Consider the following 17,242-nt stretch of genomic DNA (forward strand, 5'->3'; position numbering starts at 1 on the left):
ACAATTTGAAGTATACTCATGAAATATAATGTCTATTTAAAGTGTTAAAGTATTGAAGTACGGCTAAAAAAGTGTATAATTTCCCTTAAATAAGAATGGTATATATACACGTAAAGGAGAGAAACCTATGACCTTTTTACATGTCAACAGCCCGAACGAAGAGAAAGCAAAGCAATACGTGAATGGAATCTTCGAAACGGTGCAGAAACGTAACCCAAGTGAGAATGAATTCCACCAAGCCGTAAAAGAAATATTAGATTCTCTCGTACCTGTACTTGCAAAAGAACCTAAGTATATGAATAACGGCATTCTCGAAAGACTCGTGGAACCTGAACGTCTGATTATGTTCAGAGTGCCTTGGGTAGATGACCAAGGAAAAGTTAGAGTTAACCGCGGATATCGCGTACAATTCAACAGTGCCATCGGTCCTTTCAAGGGCGGACTTCGTTTTCATCCATCCGTTAACTCCAGTATCATTAAATTCCTAGGCTTCGAACAAATATTTAAGAACTCCCTAACAGGACAACCGATTGGTGGAGGTAAAGGTGGCTCAGACTTCGATCCTAAAGAAAAGTCTGACGGCGAAGTGATGAGATTCACTCAAAGCTTCATGACAGAGCTATCTAAATACATCGGTCAGGATACAGATGTACCTGCAGGAGATATTGGTGTAGGCGCTAGAGAAATTGGTTATATGTTCGGTCAATATAAGCGTATTCGTGGAGGTAACGAAGCGGGTATTCTTACAGGTAAGGGAATCTCTTACGGCGGTAGCTTAGCACGTCCTGAAGCTACAGGTTATGGCACGGTCTACTTCGTAAACGAAATGCTACAAGCTCAAGGCTTAAGCCTTTCCGGAAGTACAGTAGTCATCTCAGGTTCAGGAAATGTTGCCATTTATGCGATTCAGAAGGCTGCAGAGTTTGGCGCTAAAGTGGTCGCATGTAGTGACTCTAATGGTTATATCTACGATCCAGAAGGTATTCATTACGAGACGGTTCAACGACTCAAAGAAGTAGAAAGAAAACGTATCAGCGAATACGTCAAGGAACACCCTAATGCAGTGTACACAGAAGGCTGTCAAGACATTTGGACCATTCCATGTGACATCGCTCTTCCTTGCGCAACTCAGAACGAAATCGATGAGAACTCCGCAAAGCTACTCGTAAGCAACGGTGTTAAAGCTGTCGCAGAAGGTGCTAATATGCCTTCTACACTTTCGGCTATTGACGTATTCCTCGAGAACGGTGTGCTTTTTGGACCAGCCAAAGCAGCTAATGCTGGAGGTGTAGCCGTTTCCGCTCTAGAAATGTCTCAGAACAGTATGAGATTGTCTTGGACCTTCGAAGAGGTTGATGCGAAACTACATCTTATTATGAGCAATATCTATAAGAACAGTGCCGCAGCAGCAGAAGAATATGGATACCCAGGCAACCTAGTCGTGGGTGCTAATATCGCCGGCTTTATCAAGGTCGCAGATGCTATGCTATCTCAAGGCGTTATCTAAAACCAACCATCTTTTTTCATAAGCAAGCAGAAACGATACCGTCTTTTTGATGGTATCATTTCTGAAAGAAATAAAAGCACCCCACAACCACCGATTCAGCGGTGTGTGGGATGCTTTTATTCATATGTAAGAGTAACAATCAGACTCAGCCGCTGTCTGTCTAAAAAGATATTGGCTTATTTCGAATGCCTCATCCAACCTGATAAGAGACATCGCAATGTGTATTGCGGTGTTTTTTGTTTTTATTGTATGTTACTTTTTTTTGTCATATTGGTGTAACACAACAGACCTATGATGGTGTTGTTAGTTATGAATCGAATAACGGAGGGACACCAGATGATAAATAAAACGATTTTGATTACAGGCGGTACAGGTTCAAATGCGATCCATGAATGGCTGCTGCTACGGAAGCCAATGCTCTTGATTCCACATGCAAACGGTGGATCACGCACAGGGCAGACACAGAACGCGAAATACTTTCGGGATGCGGGTTATGCGGAGTTGCTTCATGAAGAGGATATGACGGATCAAGCATTCCTGAAAGCCGTTGAGAACGTGTACCAGAACCGAAAATCGTATGTGGACAAAATGAAGAGCAGCGAAACAGGGGATGCCGTCAATAAGGTATTGGCTCTCATAAGCGAGACGGAGCATACCCGAGAGGAGAAAGCGGGGATATGAGTAATACATTTATCAAAATATTGTCTCTTGCTTTCTATATGCTTGTGCTGGTCATTCTTGTTCTAGCCTACAAAAACGTACTCTAACGTATAAAACAAACCTAACCGATCTGTGTCAACCCACATAACAATTCCTCTGACACGAGAGTACATGTCGCTACAACGACCATTGATCAACTCACCCGAAAGATAAACACTTTAAAAAGTGCCCCTCTTTTAGGTCTTTTTTTGTTTACTATAAAGTGTAAGAATACTGAGGACCTCTTTCATTCCCGTATATTACTATATTATTGAAAAATAGTAACTTATTTAAATTCATATAGTATACTTTGTTGTAATAACCCCTACTTAAGTCTAGGTTGAAATACCGCCTTAAGTCTATTTTGATAGGATACCGTTATCACTTACAATATAAATATATGAATTGAACCCAAAGTCATACTCGCTCGTATATACATACATACATTTATGTAACAGCTTAGATGTTTTAGGAGGATTAAATGATGATACCCGAAAAAAATATTTATATTCTTCTATCTGATACAGGAAGCATCTTAACCAGAATGATTAAGCTCTTTACTAAAGCACCTTATAATCATGCCTCTATTGTATTTGATGACGAGTTAAACGATGTGTACAGCTTCGGCAGGAAAAAACCTCGGAATCCATTTATTGCTGGATTCGTGAAGGAGAACGTCCATGAAGGATTATTTAGCAACGCAAAATGTTCCTTTTACAGCTGTTCTGTCGACCCTGACCTTTATGAGCAGATATACTTATACGTACAAAAATTTGAGCAAGATAGCGACCAATATAAATATAACCTTCTAGGCTTATTCTACATTCTGCTAAATATAGAAGTTCGTCGTAAGAATGCTTATTTCTGCTCTGAATTTGTGGCTGCTGTGTTTGCTGAGAATGGCCTAAATCTTGCAGGCAAATCCTCTGCTCTAACTCAGCCTGCAGACTTCGAGAATTCAGAGTGCCTACACTTGCTATTTGAGGGAGATCTTTGCGTTCTAAGACGGTCACATAAGCCAGTCACCCAATCCTTCATACATCATATTTTGAATGGGAGACTCCCCATGTCGAATTCATCCATTAAGCGCTGACTTATAAAGAGCTATAAGATACCACTTAGCACTCCCTAACGACAGCAGTGGAGTCACGATATATCCACGTTATTTATGAATAAGATATCCGAAGGAATGATCGTGTCCTCATGATCCACTAGAACAATAGGTAGCCAATTCGATGCACTTCAAGCAGAAGAGGTGTTGGAAAATTGGCCTTCACCCATTCACAATTTCTTCTCATTCTTGTCACGAATGGATACAATCTAATCAGTATACATGTGGATTCACTTACGTCATACTGCTCTTATCAAGTTCCGGTTATACTACAGTGCCTTCTTTAGAACCTACATAACGATTACAGAATTCAACAAGTTTGCCCCCATACACTTCCTTATTCACATAATAAGCATTCCCGTGCTGGGCTTTCTCCACAACCAACAAATCCTTCTCCCCGCCAGCAACTTCATATAATTGATGCACCATCTTAAAGGGAACAAATTTATCCTCATCCCCATGGACAAACAATATAGGTAATGTAGTTAGACTTACCTGCTTTACCGCTGAGGCTTCACCGAACCAATAGCCAGCCCGTAGCTTAGCTACTAAGCTTGTCATATAGATTAAAGGAAACGCAGGCAGTTTATACATTTCTTTCAATTGGTAGCTCAGAATATCTTTAGCCGAGGTATAAGCGCAGTCCGATACAATCGCCTTCACCTGTGTGGGTAGCTGTTCACCACTAACCATCAGCACCGTAGCTCCCCCCATAGACACACCGTGCAGAACCACCTCTGCATCCTCACCGACCTTTGCGATCATGTGATGAATCCAACGGATATAATCCTTACGATCAGGCCAGCCGAAACCAATGTATTTGCCTTCGCTTTGACCATGACCTCGGTCATCTGGCATGAGCACATGATAGCCCATGTCTTGATACAGCTTAGCATATTCCCCCATCTCTCTACCCTGACCTGAATAACCATGCGCCAGAATAGCAATCTTACTCGAGGGCTGCGGCGATGGAATGAAGTACCCTACCAGCTTAAGTCCATCATCTGAAGTGATTTGTAACGTCTCAATAGATTGGTTCCCCATCCAAGTCGTGGCCGATTCCCACGGAAATTCTGTGGTGACCAGATTAGGGTCTTCTTTCATGAATTCCTTCTCATTTCTTAAGATACCTACGTTATATAAAAACAGGCTGACACCAACTAAAGCAACGGCGACAACGACAACGACACCAGCAGCAATTATTAAAGTAATGGGCACTAGATTCATCTCCTTATTTCATCAGTTCTATATATAATGTACCAATACTTAAAATAATCTTCAAATTAGTCCATTTCATTTTTAAAATAGGTTAAAATTGTGATATATTGCGAAGGTGATGATGTTACAATATTACCGATTCAAGATTAAAAGGAGGCAGCAAATATGGCGTTTAGAATCGAAAAAGATACAATTGGAGAAATACAGGTACCTGCAGATAAATTGTGGGCCGCTCAAACTCAGCGTAGTTTTGAAAATTTTCAAATTGGTACGGAGAAAATGCCTTTAGACCTCATTCGAGTATTTGCTATCCTGAAAAAGAGTGCCGCACTGACCAACGCTAAGCTTGGTAAATTAGACGCTACTAAAGCTGATGCAATCGTTGCTGCTGCCGATGAAATCATTGAGGGTGTATTGGACGAGCATTTCCCGTTAGTCGTATGGCAGACAGGTAGTGGCACCCAGTCTAATATGAATGTCAATGAGGTCATTGCTAGTCGTGCAAATCAACTCTTGGCGGACAAGGGTAGCGAGCTACGCATTCACCCTAACGATGATGTCAACAAATCACAAAGCTCAAATGATACGTTCCCAACAGCGATGCATATGGCTGCGTTAATTGCGGTTGAAGATCAAGTTCTACCTGCCATAGCACAATTAAAAGAAACATTCCGACTCAAAATGGAGCAGTTCCAAGACATCATTAAGATTGGACGAACCCATCTACAGGATGCTACCCCTCTAACACTTGGACAAGAAGTAAGTGGCTGGCACCGTATGCTTGAGAAAACAGAGGGAATGATCCAAACTAGCTCCGAGTCGCTACGCGAACTTGCCATCGGCGGAACTGCTGTAGGTACAGGTATTAATGCGCATCCTAAATTTGGTGACAATGTTGCTGAAGAGATTAGCCACATTACAGGAAAGACATTTACCTCAGCCTCGAACAAATTTCACTCCCTTACAAGTCATGATGAGTTAGTCTATGTTCATGGCGCGCTGAAAGCGCTTGCCGCTGATCTCATGAAAATAGCTAACGATGTTAGATGGTTAGCGAGTGGCCCACGCTGCGGGATAGGCGAGCTTATCATCCCTGCGAATGAACCCGGAAGCTCCATTATGCCAGGCAAAGTCAATCCAACACAGAGCGAGGCCTTAACGATGGTCGTGTGCCAAGTTATGGGTAACGATGCAGCAATCGGTTTCGCAGCCAGCCAAGGGAACTTCGAACTAAACGTATTCAAACCCGTCATTATTTATAATTTCCTTCAGACCACTCGGCTTCTAGCAGATGCCATTCGTTCCTTTAATGACCATTGTGCCGTTGGGATTGAACCCAACTATGCCATCATTGAGCGTAATCTGAATCAATCACTCATGCTCGTTACTGCCCTTAATCCGCATATTGGATATGAGAATGCAGCTGCTGTTGCTAAGCTTGCTCATAAAGAAGGTCTGACACTTAAAGAGGCTGCTCTACAAAGCAATCTGCTAACAGAGGAACAATTTGATGAAGTGGTAAGACCCGAGCACATGATTCATCCGAAGGAAGATTAATCCATTATATCTAAGTATAAAAAAAGGACCCTAAGGTTTTATTAAAAGTGCGAGGAAGTACAATTTAGCCAATAATAATAAGTGATTGCATACGATGTTAGACATTTTATTTGCGAAATTAAAAATGGATAGAGGTTTCAGAAAACATCTGAATCTCTATCCATTTCTTTGTTCATTTACAATTACATTATGACTTGGTAAAAAGTATTGCTAAATTAAACTATCGTGTCCCGTTAGTTTAATATGATGGCTTATAAATATGGTCGGTATCGGTATCAATGACAAAATCACCCTAATGTCATATGAATATGGTTGTTGAACAAAGGGTGAGTTTGCCAATAAAATACCTATTATTCTAAAAATAGTCTTTATTCTAGCTAAATCAGGCTATTAGTCCAACCCTAAAATATACTACTCACGTACAATGAACCATCTCTATAGGGAGGTGTCTGATATTGAGTTGTTCACGTAAAAAAAAACGTTGTAAAAAGAAAGTCCTAATTGTTTGTCCTCCGAAAGGAATAAGAAAGAAACGCTGTACTAAAGTTATTAAAAAAGTAGTATGCGTATCATGTCCCCCACCTGAAGTGAATGTTACTACTCCGACGGTTGTTGGTCCTCGCGGACCACAAGGGCCTCAAGGGCCTCAAGGGCTTCAAGGACCTCAAGGTTTTCCTGGAGGAACTGGTGGAATTGGAGCAACTGGAGCAACTGGCGTAGCAGGAGCGACAGGTCCAGGAGTAGGAGCAACTGGAGCAACTGGTGGAACCGGAGCAACTGGAGCAACTGGTGGAACCGGAGCAGCTGGAGCAACTGGTGGAACCGGAGCAGCTGGAGCAGCTGGAGCAACTGGAGCAACCGGAGCAGCTGGAGCAACTGGTGGAACCGGAGCAGCTGGAGCAACTGGTGGAACCGGAGCAGCTGGAGCAACTGGTGGAACCGGAGCAGCTGGAGCAACTGGAGCAACCGGAGCAACTGGTGGAACCGGAGCAGCTGGAGCAACTGGTGGAACCGGAGCAGCTGGAGCAACTGGTGGAACCGGAGCAACTGGAGCAACTGGTGGAACCGGAGCAGCTGGAGCAACTGGTGGAACCGGAGCAGCTGGAGCAACTGGTGGAACCGGAGCAGCTGGTGGAACCGGAGCAGCTGGAGCAACTGGTGGAACCGGAGCAACTGGAGCAACTGGAGCAACTGGTGGAACCGGAGCAGCTGGAGCAACTGGTGGAACCGGGGCAGCTGGAGCAGCTGGAGCAACTGGAGCAACTGGAGCAACTGGAGCAACTGGAGCAACTGGAGCAACTGGAGCAACTGGAGCAACTGGAGCAACTGGAGCAACTGGAGCAACTGGAGCAACTGGAGCCGGAGGATTAATTCCATTTTCAACGGGTATCATCATCAGCGGTGCTACAGTAGTATCAGCTGCTCCAATTTTAATGGGTTTTGGTAATCACACGGTTGAAGTTATTGACGGTTCTGGAGAATCAACTATGCCACCCGAAGCAGGTGGTTTTGCTTTCCCAATTCCCTTCGCAGGTACTGTTCGAAATTTACAAATAAGTGTAGATTTATTGGTTGCTTCTGTCGTTTCTATAAATACTCTCGGTCTTCAATATGATTTTACAGTATTCCTCGCACCATCAGTTCCTAATAATGGGATTGATCATAGTTCTTCACCTTACGTTACAACTCCACTGACTAGTTCGGTTAGATTCGGATTTCCGAATAATATCATTACAGCTGGTACTTTTCGTACCGCAACGAATATAAATGTTGGGGGATCATTAATAGTTGCTGCGGGTGATCGTATTGGTATTCGCGTAAGGACGCTTATGTCGACGGATCCCTCAGCAGCCGATATCACCCAACTATCATTTAGCGCCAGTCTATCTTATACTCCTTCTTAATAAGCCCCAAGTATTGTAATTATAAATTTGTTTCATAGTTAGGTTACCAGAAAACATTTCTCGTCTATTAAGCATACATTACTGCCCTTAATAAAGAAGAGGAGCAGTTGCTACGGCAACTGCTCCTCTTTCTGTTGAACCTATGGGTAGTACTACTGGCATTTCCCTACCCAGTGCTGTTCCATGCTTACTTCCGAGTTAGGTATCAATTGAACAAATCTGCCCGTTAGCTTAACAAAAAACGTAATTTGATATTGGCGTATCATAATCAGTGGTATTTATTCCAAATGCATTACGATCTCAAGACCCGTTGGATTACCGAAGGGTCTAGTATCTCCTCTAAAGACTAAGCTAAGTCCTGAAAATTTTTTAATCAATCCCAATACTTAGAATAGGACTGGATTAAATGAATCATTCTCTCCATGGCTGGAGAAACCCATTTATCTTTATGATAAGTAACAAATGTAGAAATCGTGTATTGATCATCTTTAATAATTTCCCCGTTAAATAACCTATTATCTAACTCCCTTTTTACATTGAAATAAGGGAGCATAGAAATACCGAGTCCATTCATAACACATTCCTTAATAGGTTCTTCAGGTCATCGATACGCCGACGCCTTGGGGAAATCAGTGTGATTAACCCGGATCTTAATAAAACAAAAGAGGATGAGCAACAGATAGAGGAGATATCCCCCTTTGCGTTACTCATCCTTCAATATAATGTATAACATTGTAACCAATGGCTTATTGCTATTGGTTAGAGTGGACTTCCTACATCTTTAATTTTACAGAGTAGTCCTTTTTTTTATTATCTAAACTACGCTTTGAAAAAAGACTTGGGGCGATCCAGATGATACAGGTTCCGATAACGCGGATATGTCTCCATGAGCTCCGCATGCGAACCTCTCATCTCAATCTTACCTTTCTCCATAAAGATAATCTCATCCATATGTTCTGCACCTACTAAGTGATGGGTAACCCAAATGAGTGACTTTCCTTGTAACGTCTCAAAGATCGTCGAGAGCAATTCATTCTCCGTACGTGGGTCGAGACCTACCGTCGGTTCGTCTAGAATAACTACGGGGGTATCCTGCAACAGAACTCGCGCTAAGGCGATCCGTTGCCGCTCACCACCAGAGAAACGCTGTCCGGTTTCGTGCATGTGCGTCATGTAACCCTCTGGGAGTGACTCAATCAGAGAATCCATCTTCACTTTGCCGGATACATTGCTAATTTCTTCGTCCGAAGCATCTAATTTTCCAAGTCGTATATTATTACTCACTGTCGTATCGAATAAATGAGGACTCTGATTCAACACGGCAATAAGACTCGGGATATGTTCTCCGAATTGATCCACATTTACACCTTGAATCGTCGCAGTTCCTTCTTCAGGAATAATGGCACCTTGGATTAATTTCAGTAAGGTAGATTTACCAGCGCCACTCCGCCCAATAATCGCCACCTTCTTACCTTGTGGAATATTCAGCGTGATATTCTCGAAAGACCATGGCGCTGTTGCATCGTAACGATAAGAAGCTTGATCTATCCTAATATGTGCATTAGAACCAGCGACAGCAAGAGTCTCCTCTTTACTGATCAGCATCTCTGTATGCTCACGATTAATCGCAACTTTTCCTTGTCCAACGGAGTTATCCAGCTCTTCTAATCGTGCATAGGAACCTTGATATCGTGGTATTTTCTCAACGGCCTCAGATAGGGGCAAGAATGCATCCATTAATGGAAATATAACGAGTACAAACGCAGCAATCATCGTCGAAGGAATCAAACCCTCAGCATACTGCTGACCTGCCCAGTACAACATGCTAACTACAATGACACTAACTACCCCTTGACCGATAAGATTTCTCCACCGTGACCAAGCACTAAGCTTACGATCAATTCGGGCTAGCTCAAGCTCATCTTGCTCATAGGTATGCACAAATTGCGAAGGTCTACCACTGATGACCCAATCACTCATACCAAGTACGGCATCCGTTAGCGTCTGGTATAATCGACCATGCTTACGGTGGGCTTGCTTATTCTTAGTTTTCGTAACCCACAAAGAAATCCAAGGCAAGATGAAGATAAGAATGAACAAATACAATGCCATCACAAGTGCAAACCTAACATCGAATTGACCCAATGCGGTAATCGAAATGATGTATAACACCAAGGCAATAACACTTGGAAAAATAGTGCGCAGATACACATCCTGTAGCTTCTCAATGTCATCTGACAACACGCCAAGAATGTCACCTGTACGAAATCTCGAAGAAATGAATAACGCTTGCGGTTCAAGAATACGATACAGTTGTACACGCATTTTAGATAGAATACGTAGAATCGTATCATGTCCAACGAGACGTTCCACATAATGAATCACTGACCTACTTGTTCCGAACGTCCTTACGAGTACAATCTGAACATACACCATCAATATATTCTCAGGACGAAGCGCAGACTTTGAGATGAGGTATCCGGATGTATACATCAAGCTACTCGCAGTGAGCAGCGTTAGAGCACCTAGAGCGACAATGATGACGAACCGCCAGAAATATGAAGAGATATAAGGCCGCAGCCACGGATTCATTCTCATATCACTCCCTCCAATTGCGATGTAATCAATGCATGATACACGCCTTTACGAGCAAGAAGTTCGTCATGCGTACCCACCTCAGCTACCTTACCTTCGTCCATTACGATAATAAGATCCATATCCGGCATCCAGTGCAGACGGTGCGTCGCGAGAAACACTAATTTCCCTGCAAAAAGAGAAAGCATCGTCTCTTTCAATTCGTACTCTGTCTCAATATCTAAATGCGCTGTTGGCTCATCCAATAGTATGACTGGACGATCACTGAGAAATGCACGAGCAAGTGCCACGCGCTGCGCTTGTCCACCACTCAGGGGACGCCCACCACCGCCAATGGCTTCATTAACCCCATTAGGCAACTGACTTACAAGTTCAGCTAAACCTGCATTTACAACTGCCTGTTCAATCTCCGATTCAGACGCATTGGGCGTGTAGAACCGGACATTGTCTGCAAGACTGCTGCTAAAAAGATAAGGACTCTGTGGGATATACGTCATTTGTTGCTGCCATGCTTCATCCATTAGATCTGATAGTTTGTGTCCATTAAGCTCAATTGAGCCTGATGTTGGCTGTAGGAAACCACTGAGAACATCAATCAATGTTGACTTCCCTGCCCCACTCTCTCCAATAATTCCAATCTTGGGCACACCCTGAATCTTGACACTCACATCATGTAACGAGTGTGGGCCCTCTTCCTCGTACTGTACTTGCACATGGGTAAGAATCAGCTGACTTTCTGCTGTCCATGAATAGGCCGACCCAGGCAACACACCATTCAACTTCTGCACAGGCATATCAATAATCGACTGAATGGATTCGCCAGCCTCTTTACCATTCAGAGTAGCATGGTAATCTGCACCCACCATACGTACGGGGAGGAAGTACTCAGGAGCCAGTATAAGGATCGTTAGCGCCGTTACAAGCACCATATCCCCATTCACCAGACGAAGTCCTAGACCGACTGCAACAGATGCCACAGAGAGCATGGTGAAGAAATCTAGGGCGAATGATGACAAAAAAGCAACGCGCAATGTGCGCATCGTTGCAGTTCTGTACTTATCACTTACACTTCCGATGGAACTGATGTGTGATTTACTACGACCTAAATATTTCAATGTCTCCAGTCCACGTAACGAATCCAGGAAATGATTCGCTAGCTTGTGATAAGAGCTCATTTGACTGTCTACTTGTTTGCGAGAAGCTAGACCAATTAAAATCATAAAAGCAATTAGAATGGGCATCGTGACCACTAGAATAATTGCTGATTGGACATCCTGCGTAAACACATAAATGACAATTACCATCGGTATAATCATCGTTGCGACCATACGCGGAATAATGAGTTCAAGATAAGTTCGAAACTTAGATATACCATCCAAGACGAGCGTCACCAGCTTACCCGTTCCTTGTTTTTTGGCAAAGCGCGGTCCGAGCAGGAACAACTTATCCATCAACTGTTGACGCAATAATGTGCCCGTATTCTCAGCAAAGCGATGCGTAATCTGCTGTTGAAAGAAATTCGTCAAATGGCGAACTAGAAATGCAACTACAAACGTAAGAATAGCTTGATTTTGTTCTTGTAGTGGAGCACCGGCAAAGAGGGCGGAGATGACTTCCGATAACCCTCTTGCCATTAGCAGTATGGATACACTTTGCACCAAGGTCAGCAGTGCCACCGCCGCAAAAACAGGCTTAATACCTTTGAAGCCTAGTAGATTACGGTCCATTAGTACTCCAAATGTTCTTTCTCATTCACCCGTTTATGGAATACGAAGTAACTCCACACTTGGTATCCCAATACGAACGGAAGCAAAGTTAAAGCGACAATGGACATGACCTTGAGTGAATATTGTCCAGAAGCAGCGTTCGTAATGGTTAAGCTGAAAGCATCATTAATCGAACTAACCATCACCCGTGGGAACAAACCAATAAATATTGAACCAAATGACAAAACAATAATGGCTCCTGTCATTCCAAAAGCCCAACCATCTCTTTTGCGAGCAATGAAAAATCCAGCCAATAGGTATACGATCATTCCAACAACAGCGAGTACAGTCAGAATCGTACCCCGAACCTCAAATATATCCGTTACGTAATACGTCATAACCCCAAAAGCCACAATTAGAACAGCAAGAGGAATAAGAAGCCTCTTAGCCATAATACGTGCCCGTTCTTGTAAGCTTCCAAGCGTTCTTAACGTCGTAAACACTAATCCATGCACCAAGCAAAGAACGACCAGGGTAATTCCGCCGAGTAAGGTGTAACCATTCACAATATCAAAGAATCCAGCGTTCATATTCATATCTTCGCCAATAGGTACCCCTTGAATCAGACAAGCGAATACAACACCGAATAATAGTGGAGGAAGTAGGCTACCGATGAAAATAATGATATCCCATGTTTTCTTCCAACGTGCAGAGTTGACTTTACCTCTAAATTCAAACGCCACACCACGACCAATTAAAGCGAGTAGTACAAATACAAGGGCGGTATAGAACCCACTGAACAATGTAGCATACCAATGCGGGAAGGCCGCAAACATCGCACCCCCTGCTGTAATGAGCCATACTTCATTTGCATCCCAGAACGGTCCAATCGAATTAATTAATACACGACGCTCCGTGTCATTCTTAGCGAGAATCGTTGTGGACATCCCTACTCCAAAGTCAAAACCCTCCAAGAAGAAGAAACCTACAAATAATACGGCAATCAACAAGAACCACAACTCATTAAGAGACATGATAACCCTCCTTATCAAATGGGTCGTGAGATTCTTCCACTTGGGTTTCCGAATGATTCGGCCCCTTCTTGATCACACGAACAAATAAATAGACCAATATAGTACCTAGAATAGTATACGCAAGCGAGAAAGTAATTAAAGAGAACAATATTTGTCCTGCTGAAACGTTCGGCGAAATACTATCTTCTGTCGTCATTAATCCGAAAACTGTCCAGGGTTGCCGGCCAACTTCGGTCATAATCCATCCAGCCCAGTTTGCGATAAACGGTAATGAAATAGCTCCTACCATAATACGCATAAACCATTTGTTAGGACGATCCAATTTTTTGCGAGCCACTAAGTAGGCCCCATACAGACTTAAAAGAATAAGGACAGAACCACTACCAACCATGATACGGAAACTCCAGAATGTTGTACGTACTGGCGGGATATAGTCACCGGGACCATATTTCTGTTCATACTCAGCTTGAAGCTGATTCATCCCCACAACTTCTCCTGAGAACTTGCTATAAGACAAGAAACTAAGCATATATGGAATCTTGAAGGTTGCCCCATTCTCCTTCTTCTTTGGGTCAATTGATGCTATAACTGTCCAAGGAGCCGGGTCTGAACTTGTGTCCCAAAGTGCCTCTGACGCTGCCATCTTCATCGGTTGAGTCTCCACTAGATACTGTGCTTGACTATGTCCAACGAATGCAACACCTAAAGATGAAATCATACCTACTATAATAGCTACAATAAAAGATTTCTTGAAGAATTGGACATCCTGACGTTTCAATATTTTATATGCGCTGACACCTGTAACCAAGAAAGCTCCAGTCATAAATGCCGCTAGAACGGTATGTGGGAATTCCAACAACACCTGTCCGTTCGTAATTAAAGCTAAGAAATCATTCATCTCAGCTCGACCATTATTCATCGTGAACCCTACAGGTCTTTGCATGAATGAGTTCGCAACTAGAATCCAGAAAGCAGACATCGTGGTTCCGAAAGCCACTAACCATATACACATGAGGTGAAGTTTCTTCGATAAACGGTCCCACCCAAAAATCCACAATCCAAGAAATGTAGACTCCAAGAAAAAGGCAAGTAATGCTTCGACGGCAAGCGGTGCCCCGAATACATCTCCTACAAATCTAGAATAATCTGACCAGTTCATTCCGAACTGAAATTCTTGTAATATCCCCGTAACCACACCAACGGCAAAGTTAATCAGGAACAGATGCCCCCAGAATTTAGCCATCTTTTTGTACTCTTCTTTACCTTTTATAACATACATTGTCTCCATAATCGCGATCAACAAGGCTAATCCGATAGACAAGGGTACAAAGATAAAGTGAAACAGCGTTGTCGACGCAAATTGAATGCGCGAGAGCATAACCGGATCCATGGTTCTAATCCTTCTTTCTATTGATGAATTTTTTAATATCTATTTATATATTGTCAGACGTACTTCGTTGATCATGTGATATTTATCACACTCAAGTATCTAAACATAGGCCAATTGTGAAGTTTGTCACACAATATTTAAAATTACAACCATTTCAGCTCAAGAATAACCTCCTGTGATGAATTAAATTACACTATATTTATAATTCTTTAATTCAAAGTGATATAAAACATAGACAAGCTTCGCCTCCATTTCGCTATAATTAATGCTACACCAATAGACCGCAACCTGTAATGGTTGCGGTCTATTGGTACATCGTCTACAGGAAGATCAACATATTATGACTCACGTTCTACAAAGTACTTGTTCGTCATGTACCATGCTTCACCTTTGTCTGTTGGAACTTTCCCTTTTTTCCTATCCATGAATACAATTTCCTTACATTTAGAACAGAACCACTTTGTTGTATAGTATTGCGAAAAAGTTGTGTAGGTTGTTCCGCATTTACAATCGACCTTAAAGTATATCAAGTTGTCTTCATAGGCTTGCGATAGCTCTTCTGTACTTGCTTGTTCTGCACCCGAAACAGGTCTGAGCATTTCTACATAGTTGGAGAAACGATTCTGCACCTTGAAATCTGCAACCAGATCTGGGTTGAGTCCAAAAAACTCCTTGCCAATAGCAGTAATGAACTTCGTATTTGATTTGTAACTCTCTAACCATTCCTGAATTTGCTTATTAGATAACGGGACAGTTCCTTTAATGCCACTGTTGAGTGTGTACGTCATGATGGATAGGTTCTCGTTGTCTTCGTAGTACATTAATCTAGAAACCTCCTTAATTATTCCCTTATTAATGTACTACTAAAATGACAGATAATCAAAAGGATGAAATAGGAATTGTTCTGAAGGACTTTCTCCAACCTACAATATTAACCCCAATGAGCAAGATCATATAAATGTAAACCCCATAACTCATCGTGGTGAACAGCAAATGAACCCCTATAAAGGCTACTAGAACACCTATGAGAAAGAATAGCTTTAGCCCTTCATTACTTTGGGTGGCTTGATAGGGTTCTGAGAAAGGTAACGCCTTTCTTAACACTCTGAAGCTGATCAGCACGTAGATCCCTACACTTAGTCCTACAACAACTATGTCGGGAATAATACGTAATCCAAAAATATAAAGAAACACTACGCTCTCCAGAATGTATAAAGGCATCATCAACTTAACTAGACAAGCTTTAATGCTCCCTTTGAGGATAGAAGCTGTATCCTGCAACGGAACCGTTCTATACAACCAAGCTCCCTTGTAATTCACAGAATATTTCAACATCATCAGCGTTGAGGGTACTAGTATAGCCATAAAATAAATACAGAGATACATTTTACCGCCAGACATCCCCTCTAAGCCTTGGCTTTGCATACTATTAAATAAAAATAGAAATGGAAAGACAAGTGAAAGCCCTAAAGAAGGATATACTTTTAACTTAAAATCTCGCTCATTTCGCATCATATCAGACGTAAACCGAAAGAATAATCGTTCCTCTGGGGTCTTACAAAGGAAATTCGATAGACTCCTCCCATTAAACCATTTCCTTCTCCTAGATGTACTGCTGTCCGACAGCTTCTGTAAATGATGCTCGAAAGATGGCATAAGCCTCACATAGATCAGCATCGCCACAATGGGTACAATCACGGATAACAAAGAAAATATCATAAAGGTTGTACGCATGTCCCCTCGAATCAACATCTCAAACGGAGTTGCGAACCAGAGTGGAACGATAAAATACTGCCACCACTTCTCTTCAAATACCCATTTAAAATCCATTATATTAAATACTCGAAAGGTGAGTTGGTATCCAATTGTAATGACCATCGTTAGAGCAATCTGTACATAATTGATCATATCCTTCAATTTCTCACCATTAAAGAATCGAAGAACGAACAAATATAGAAGAGCCGTTACAACCACAATAAAGGCATCCATCAGAATAACTTCAATTAAAAAAATAAAGAAAAATCCGATCCCATACTTAAACGATCCCGCAATTAAAGCTGGAAGTGTAAGCGCTCCCGTTAGAAATGTTAAATAAATAGAGATGTGGATACTCTTAGCGGCATGGATGGTTCTTGTATTCACAGGTTTAGAGTCTAGTATATTCTTATCGCGGATATCTAACAGAACGGATGAGAAGTCCGATATAAGCGAAGTCATGATCATGAACATGAGGATTCCAAATACCAAACTCATTTGAAAAATAAACCCTTGTCCTAATAGCACTAGCGGCATCAATACGATCAAGCCCATAATCAGATACAACCACAAGGATTGAAGGAACTTATTCTTATCTTCATTCTGAGACGAAGATCTTGAATTTCCCATCACCGTCGAAACTCTCCTGCCATCCATTGTTAGTTTGATGTGGATTATTCTTCTCATAATAACGTAGTCGATACCTAGTTTTTCAAAAAGGGTACGAAAACGATCTAATATCTTCAACGTTGTGAAATCCCGCATA

General features: G+C 42.1%; 13 protein-coding genes. 5 read left to right on the top strand and 8 right to left on the bottom strand.

Annotation, left to right across the window (positions count from 1 at the left end; translation table 11 throughout):
* The first annotated feature begins 127 nt into the window (after window positions 1-127).
* From gdhA to UB51_RS20730, 3 genes are all read left to right on the top strand, one after another.
* Window positions 128-1,507 carry an NADP-specific glutamate dehydrogenase gene (gdhA, locus tag UB51_RS20720; RefSeq protein ID WP_044878924.1) on the top strand — a complete coding sequence of 460 codons (1,380 nt, stop codon included), beginning with the start codon at window positions 128-130 and terminating at the stop codon, window positions 1,505-1,507.
* 336 nt (window positions 1,508-1,843) lie between these two features.
* Window positions 1,844-2,188 (top strand): glycosyltransferase, encoded by a 345-nt coding sequence (locus UB51_RS20725; RefSeq protein ID WP_044878925.1) that lies wholly within the window; start codon window positions 1,844-1,846, stop codon window positions 2,186-2,188.
* 499 nt (window positions 2,189-2,687) lie between these two features.
* The gene (locus UB51_RS20730) at window positions 2,688-3,299 is read left to right on the top strand and encodes a C40 family peptidase (protein ID WP_199924954.1); all 612 of its coding nucleotides are present in this window, start codon (window positions 2,688-2,690) and stop codon (window positions 3,297-3,299) included.
* Between the two features lie 282 nt (window positions 3,300-3,581).
* Here the strand turns inward: UB51_RS20730 and UB51_RS20735 are convergent, their stop codons facing one another.
* Window positions 3,582-4,544 carry an alpha/beta hydrolase gene (locus UB51_RS20735; protein WP_044878926.1) on the bottom strand — a complete coding sequence of 321 codons (963 nt, stop codon included), beginning with the start codon at window positions 4,542-4,544 and terminating at the stop codon, window positions 3,582-3,584.
* Between the two features lie 156 nt (window positions 4,545-4,700).
* Between UB51_RS20735 and fumC the strand changes: the two genes are divergently transcribed.
* Together fumC and UB51_RS29480 are read left to right on the top strand one after the other, a co-directional pair.
* The gene (fumC, locus tag UB51_RS20740) at window positions 4,701-6,092 is read left to right on the top strand and encodes a class II fumarate hydratase (RefSeq protein ID WP_044878927.1); all 1,392 of its coding nucleotides are present in this window, start codon (window positions 4,701-4,703) and stop codon (window positions 6,090-6,092) included.
* 455 nt (window positions 6,093-6,547) lie between these two features.
* Complete coding sequence (locus UB51_RS29480) at window positions 6,548-7,996, top strand: collagen-like protein (RefSeq protein ID WP_324607724.1); 1,449 nt, start codon at window positions 6,548-6,550, stop codon at window positions 7,994-7,996.
* Between the two features lie 373 nt (window positions 7,997-8,369).
* On the opposite strand, the gene UB51_RS20750 is transcribed toward UB51_RS29480, so the two are convergent.
* The 7 genes from UB51_RS20750 to UB51_RS20780 form a co-directional block, all read right to left on the bottom strand.
* Window positions 8,370-8,585: a LysR substrate-binding domain-containing protein gene (locus tag UB51_RS20750; RefSeq protein WP_267884767.1), complete on the bottom strand. Its 216-nt coding sequence runs from the start codon at window positions 8,583-8,585 to the stop codon at window positions 8,370-8,372.
* A gap of 230 nt (window positions 8,586-8,815) precedes the next feature.
* Window positions 8,816-10,594, bottom strand: a complete 1,779-nt coding sequence (gene cydC, locus UB51_RS20755) for a thiol reductant ABC exporter subunit CydC (protein ID WP_044878929.1) — start codon at window positions 10,592-10,594, stop codon at window positions 8,816-8,818.
* A complete protein-coding gene (cydD, locus tag UB51_RS20760) occupies window positions 10,591-12,318 on the bottom strand; it encodes a thiol reductant ABC exporter subunit CydD (protein WP_044878930.1) in 1,728 nt (575 codons plus the stop codon). Before cydD ends, cydC begins: the two co-directional genes overlap by 4 nt.
* On the bottom strand, window positions 12,318-13,334 hold the full coding sequence (gene cydB, locus UB51_RS20765) for a cytochrome d ubiquinol oxidase subunit II (protein ID WP_044880334.1): 1,017 nt from the start codon (window positions 13,332-13,334) through the stop codon (window positions 12,318-12,320). The genes cydD and cydB overlap by 1 nt, the downstream gene beginning before the upstream one ends.
* Window positions 13,321-14,721 carry a cytochrome ubiquinol oxidase subunit I gene (locus tag UB51_RS20770; RefSeq protein ID WP_044878931.1) on the bottom strand — a complete coding sequence of 467 codons (1,401 nt, stop codon included), beginning with the start codon at window positions 14,719-14,721 and terminating at the stop codon, window positions 13,321-13,323. Before UB51_RS20770 ends, cydB begins: the two co-directional genes overlap by 14 nt.
* Before the next feature lie 338 nt (window positions 14,722-15,059).
* Entirely contained in the window at window positions 15,060-15,542 is a 483-nt protein-coding gene (locus UB51_RS20775) for a hypothetical protein (protein ID WP_044878932.1), read from the bottom strand.
* 58 nt (window positions 15,543-15,600) lie between these two features.
* Window positions 15,601-17,241, bottom strand: coding sequence for a hypothetical protein (locus tag UB51_RS20780; protein ID WP_044878933.1), 1,641 nt, complete (start codon window positions 17,239-17,241; stop codon window positions 15,601-15,603).
* Between the last annotated feature and the right edge of the window lies 1 nt (window position 17,242).

The sequence above is a fragment of the Paenibacillus sp. IHBB 10380 genome, from assembly GCF_000949425.1.
In the GTDB taxonomy this organism is placed as follows: Bacteria; Bacillota; Bacilli; order Paenibacillales; family Paenibacillaceae; genus Paenibacillus_AQ.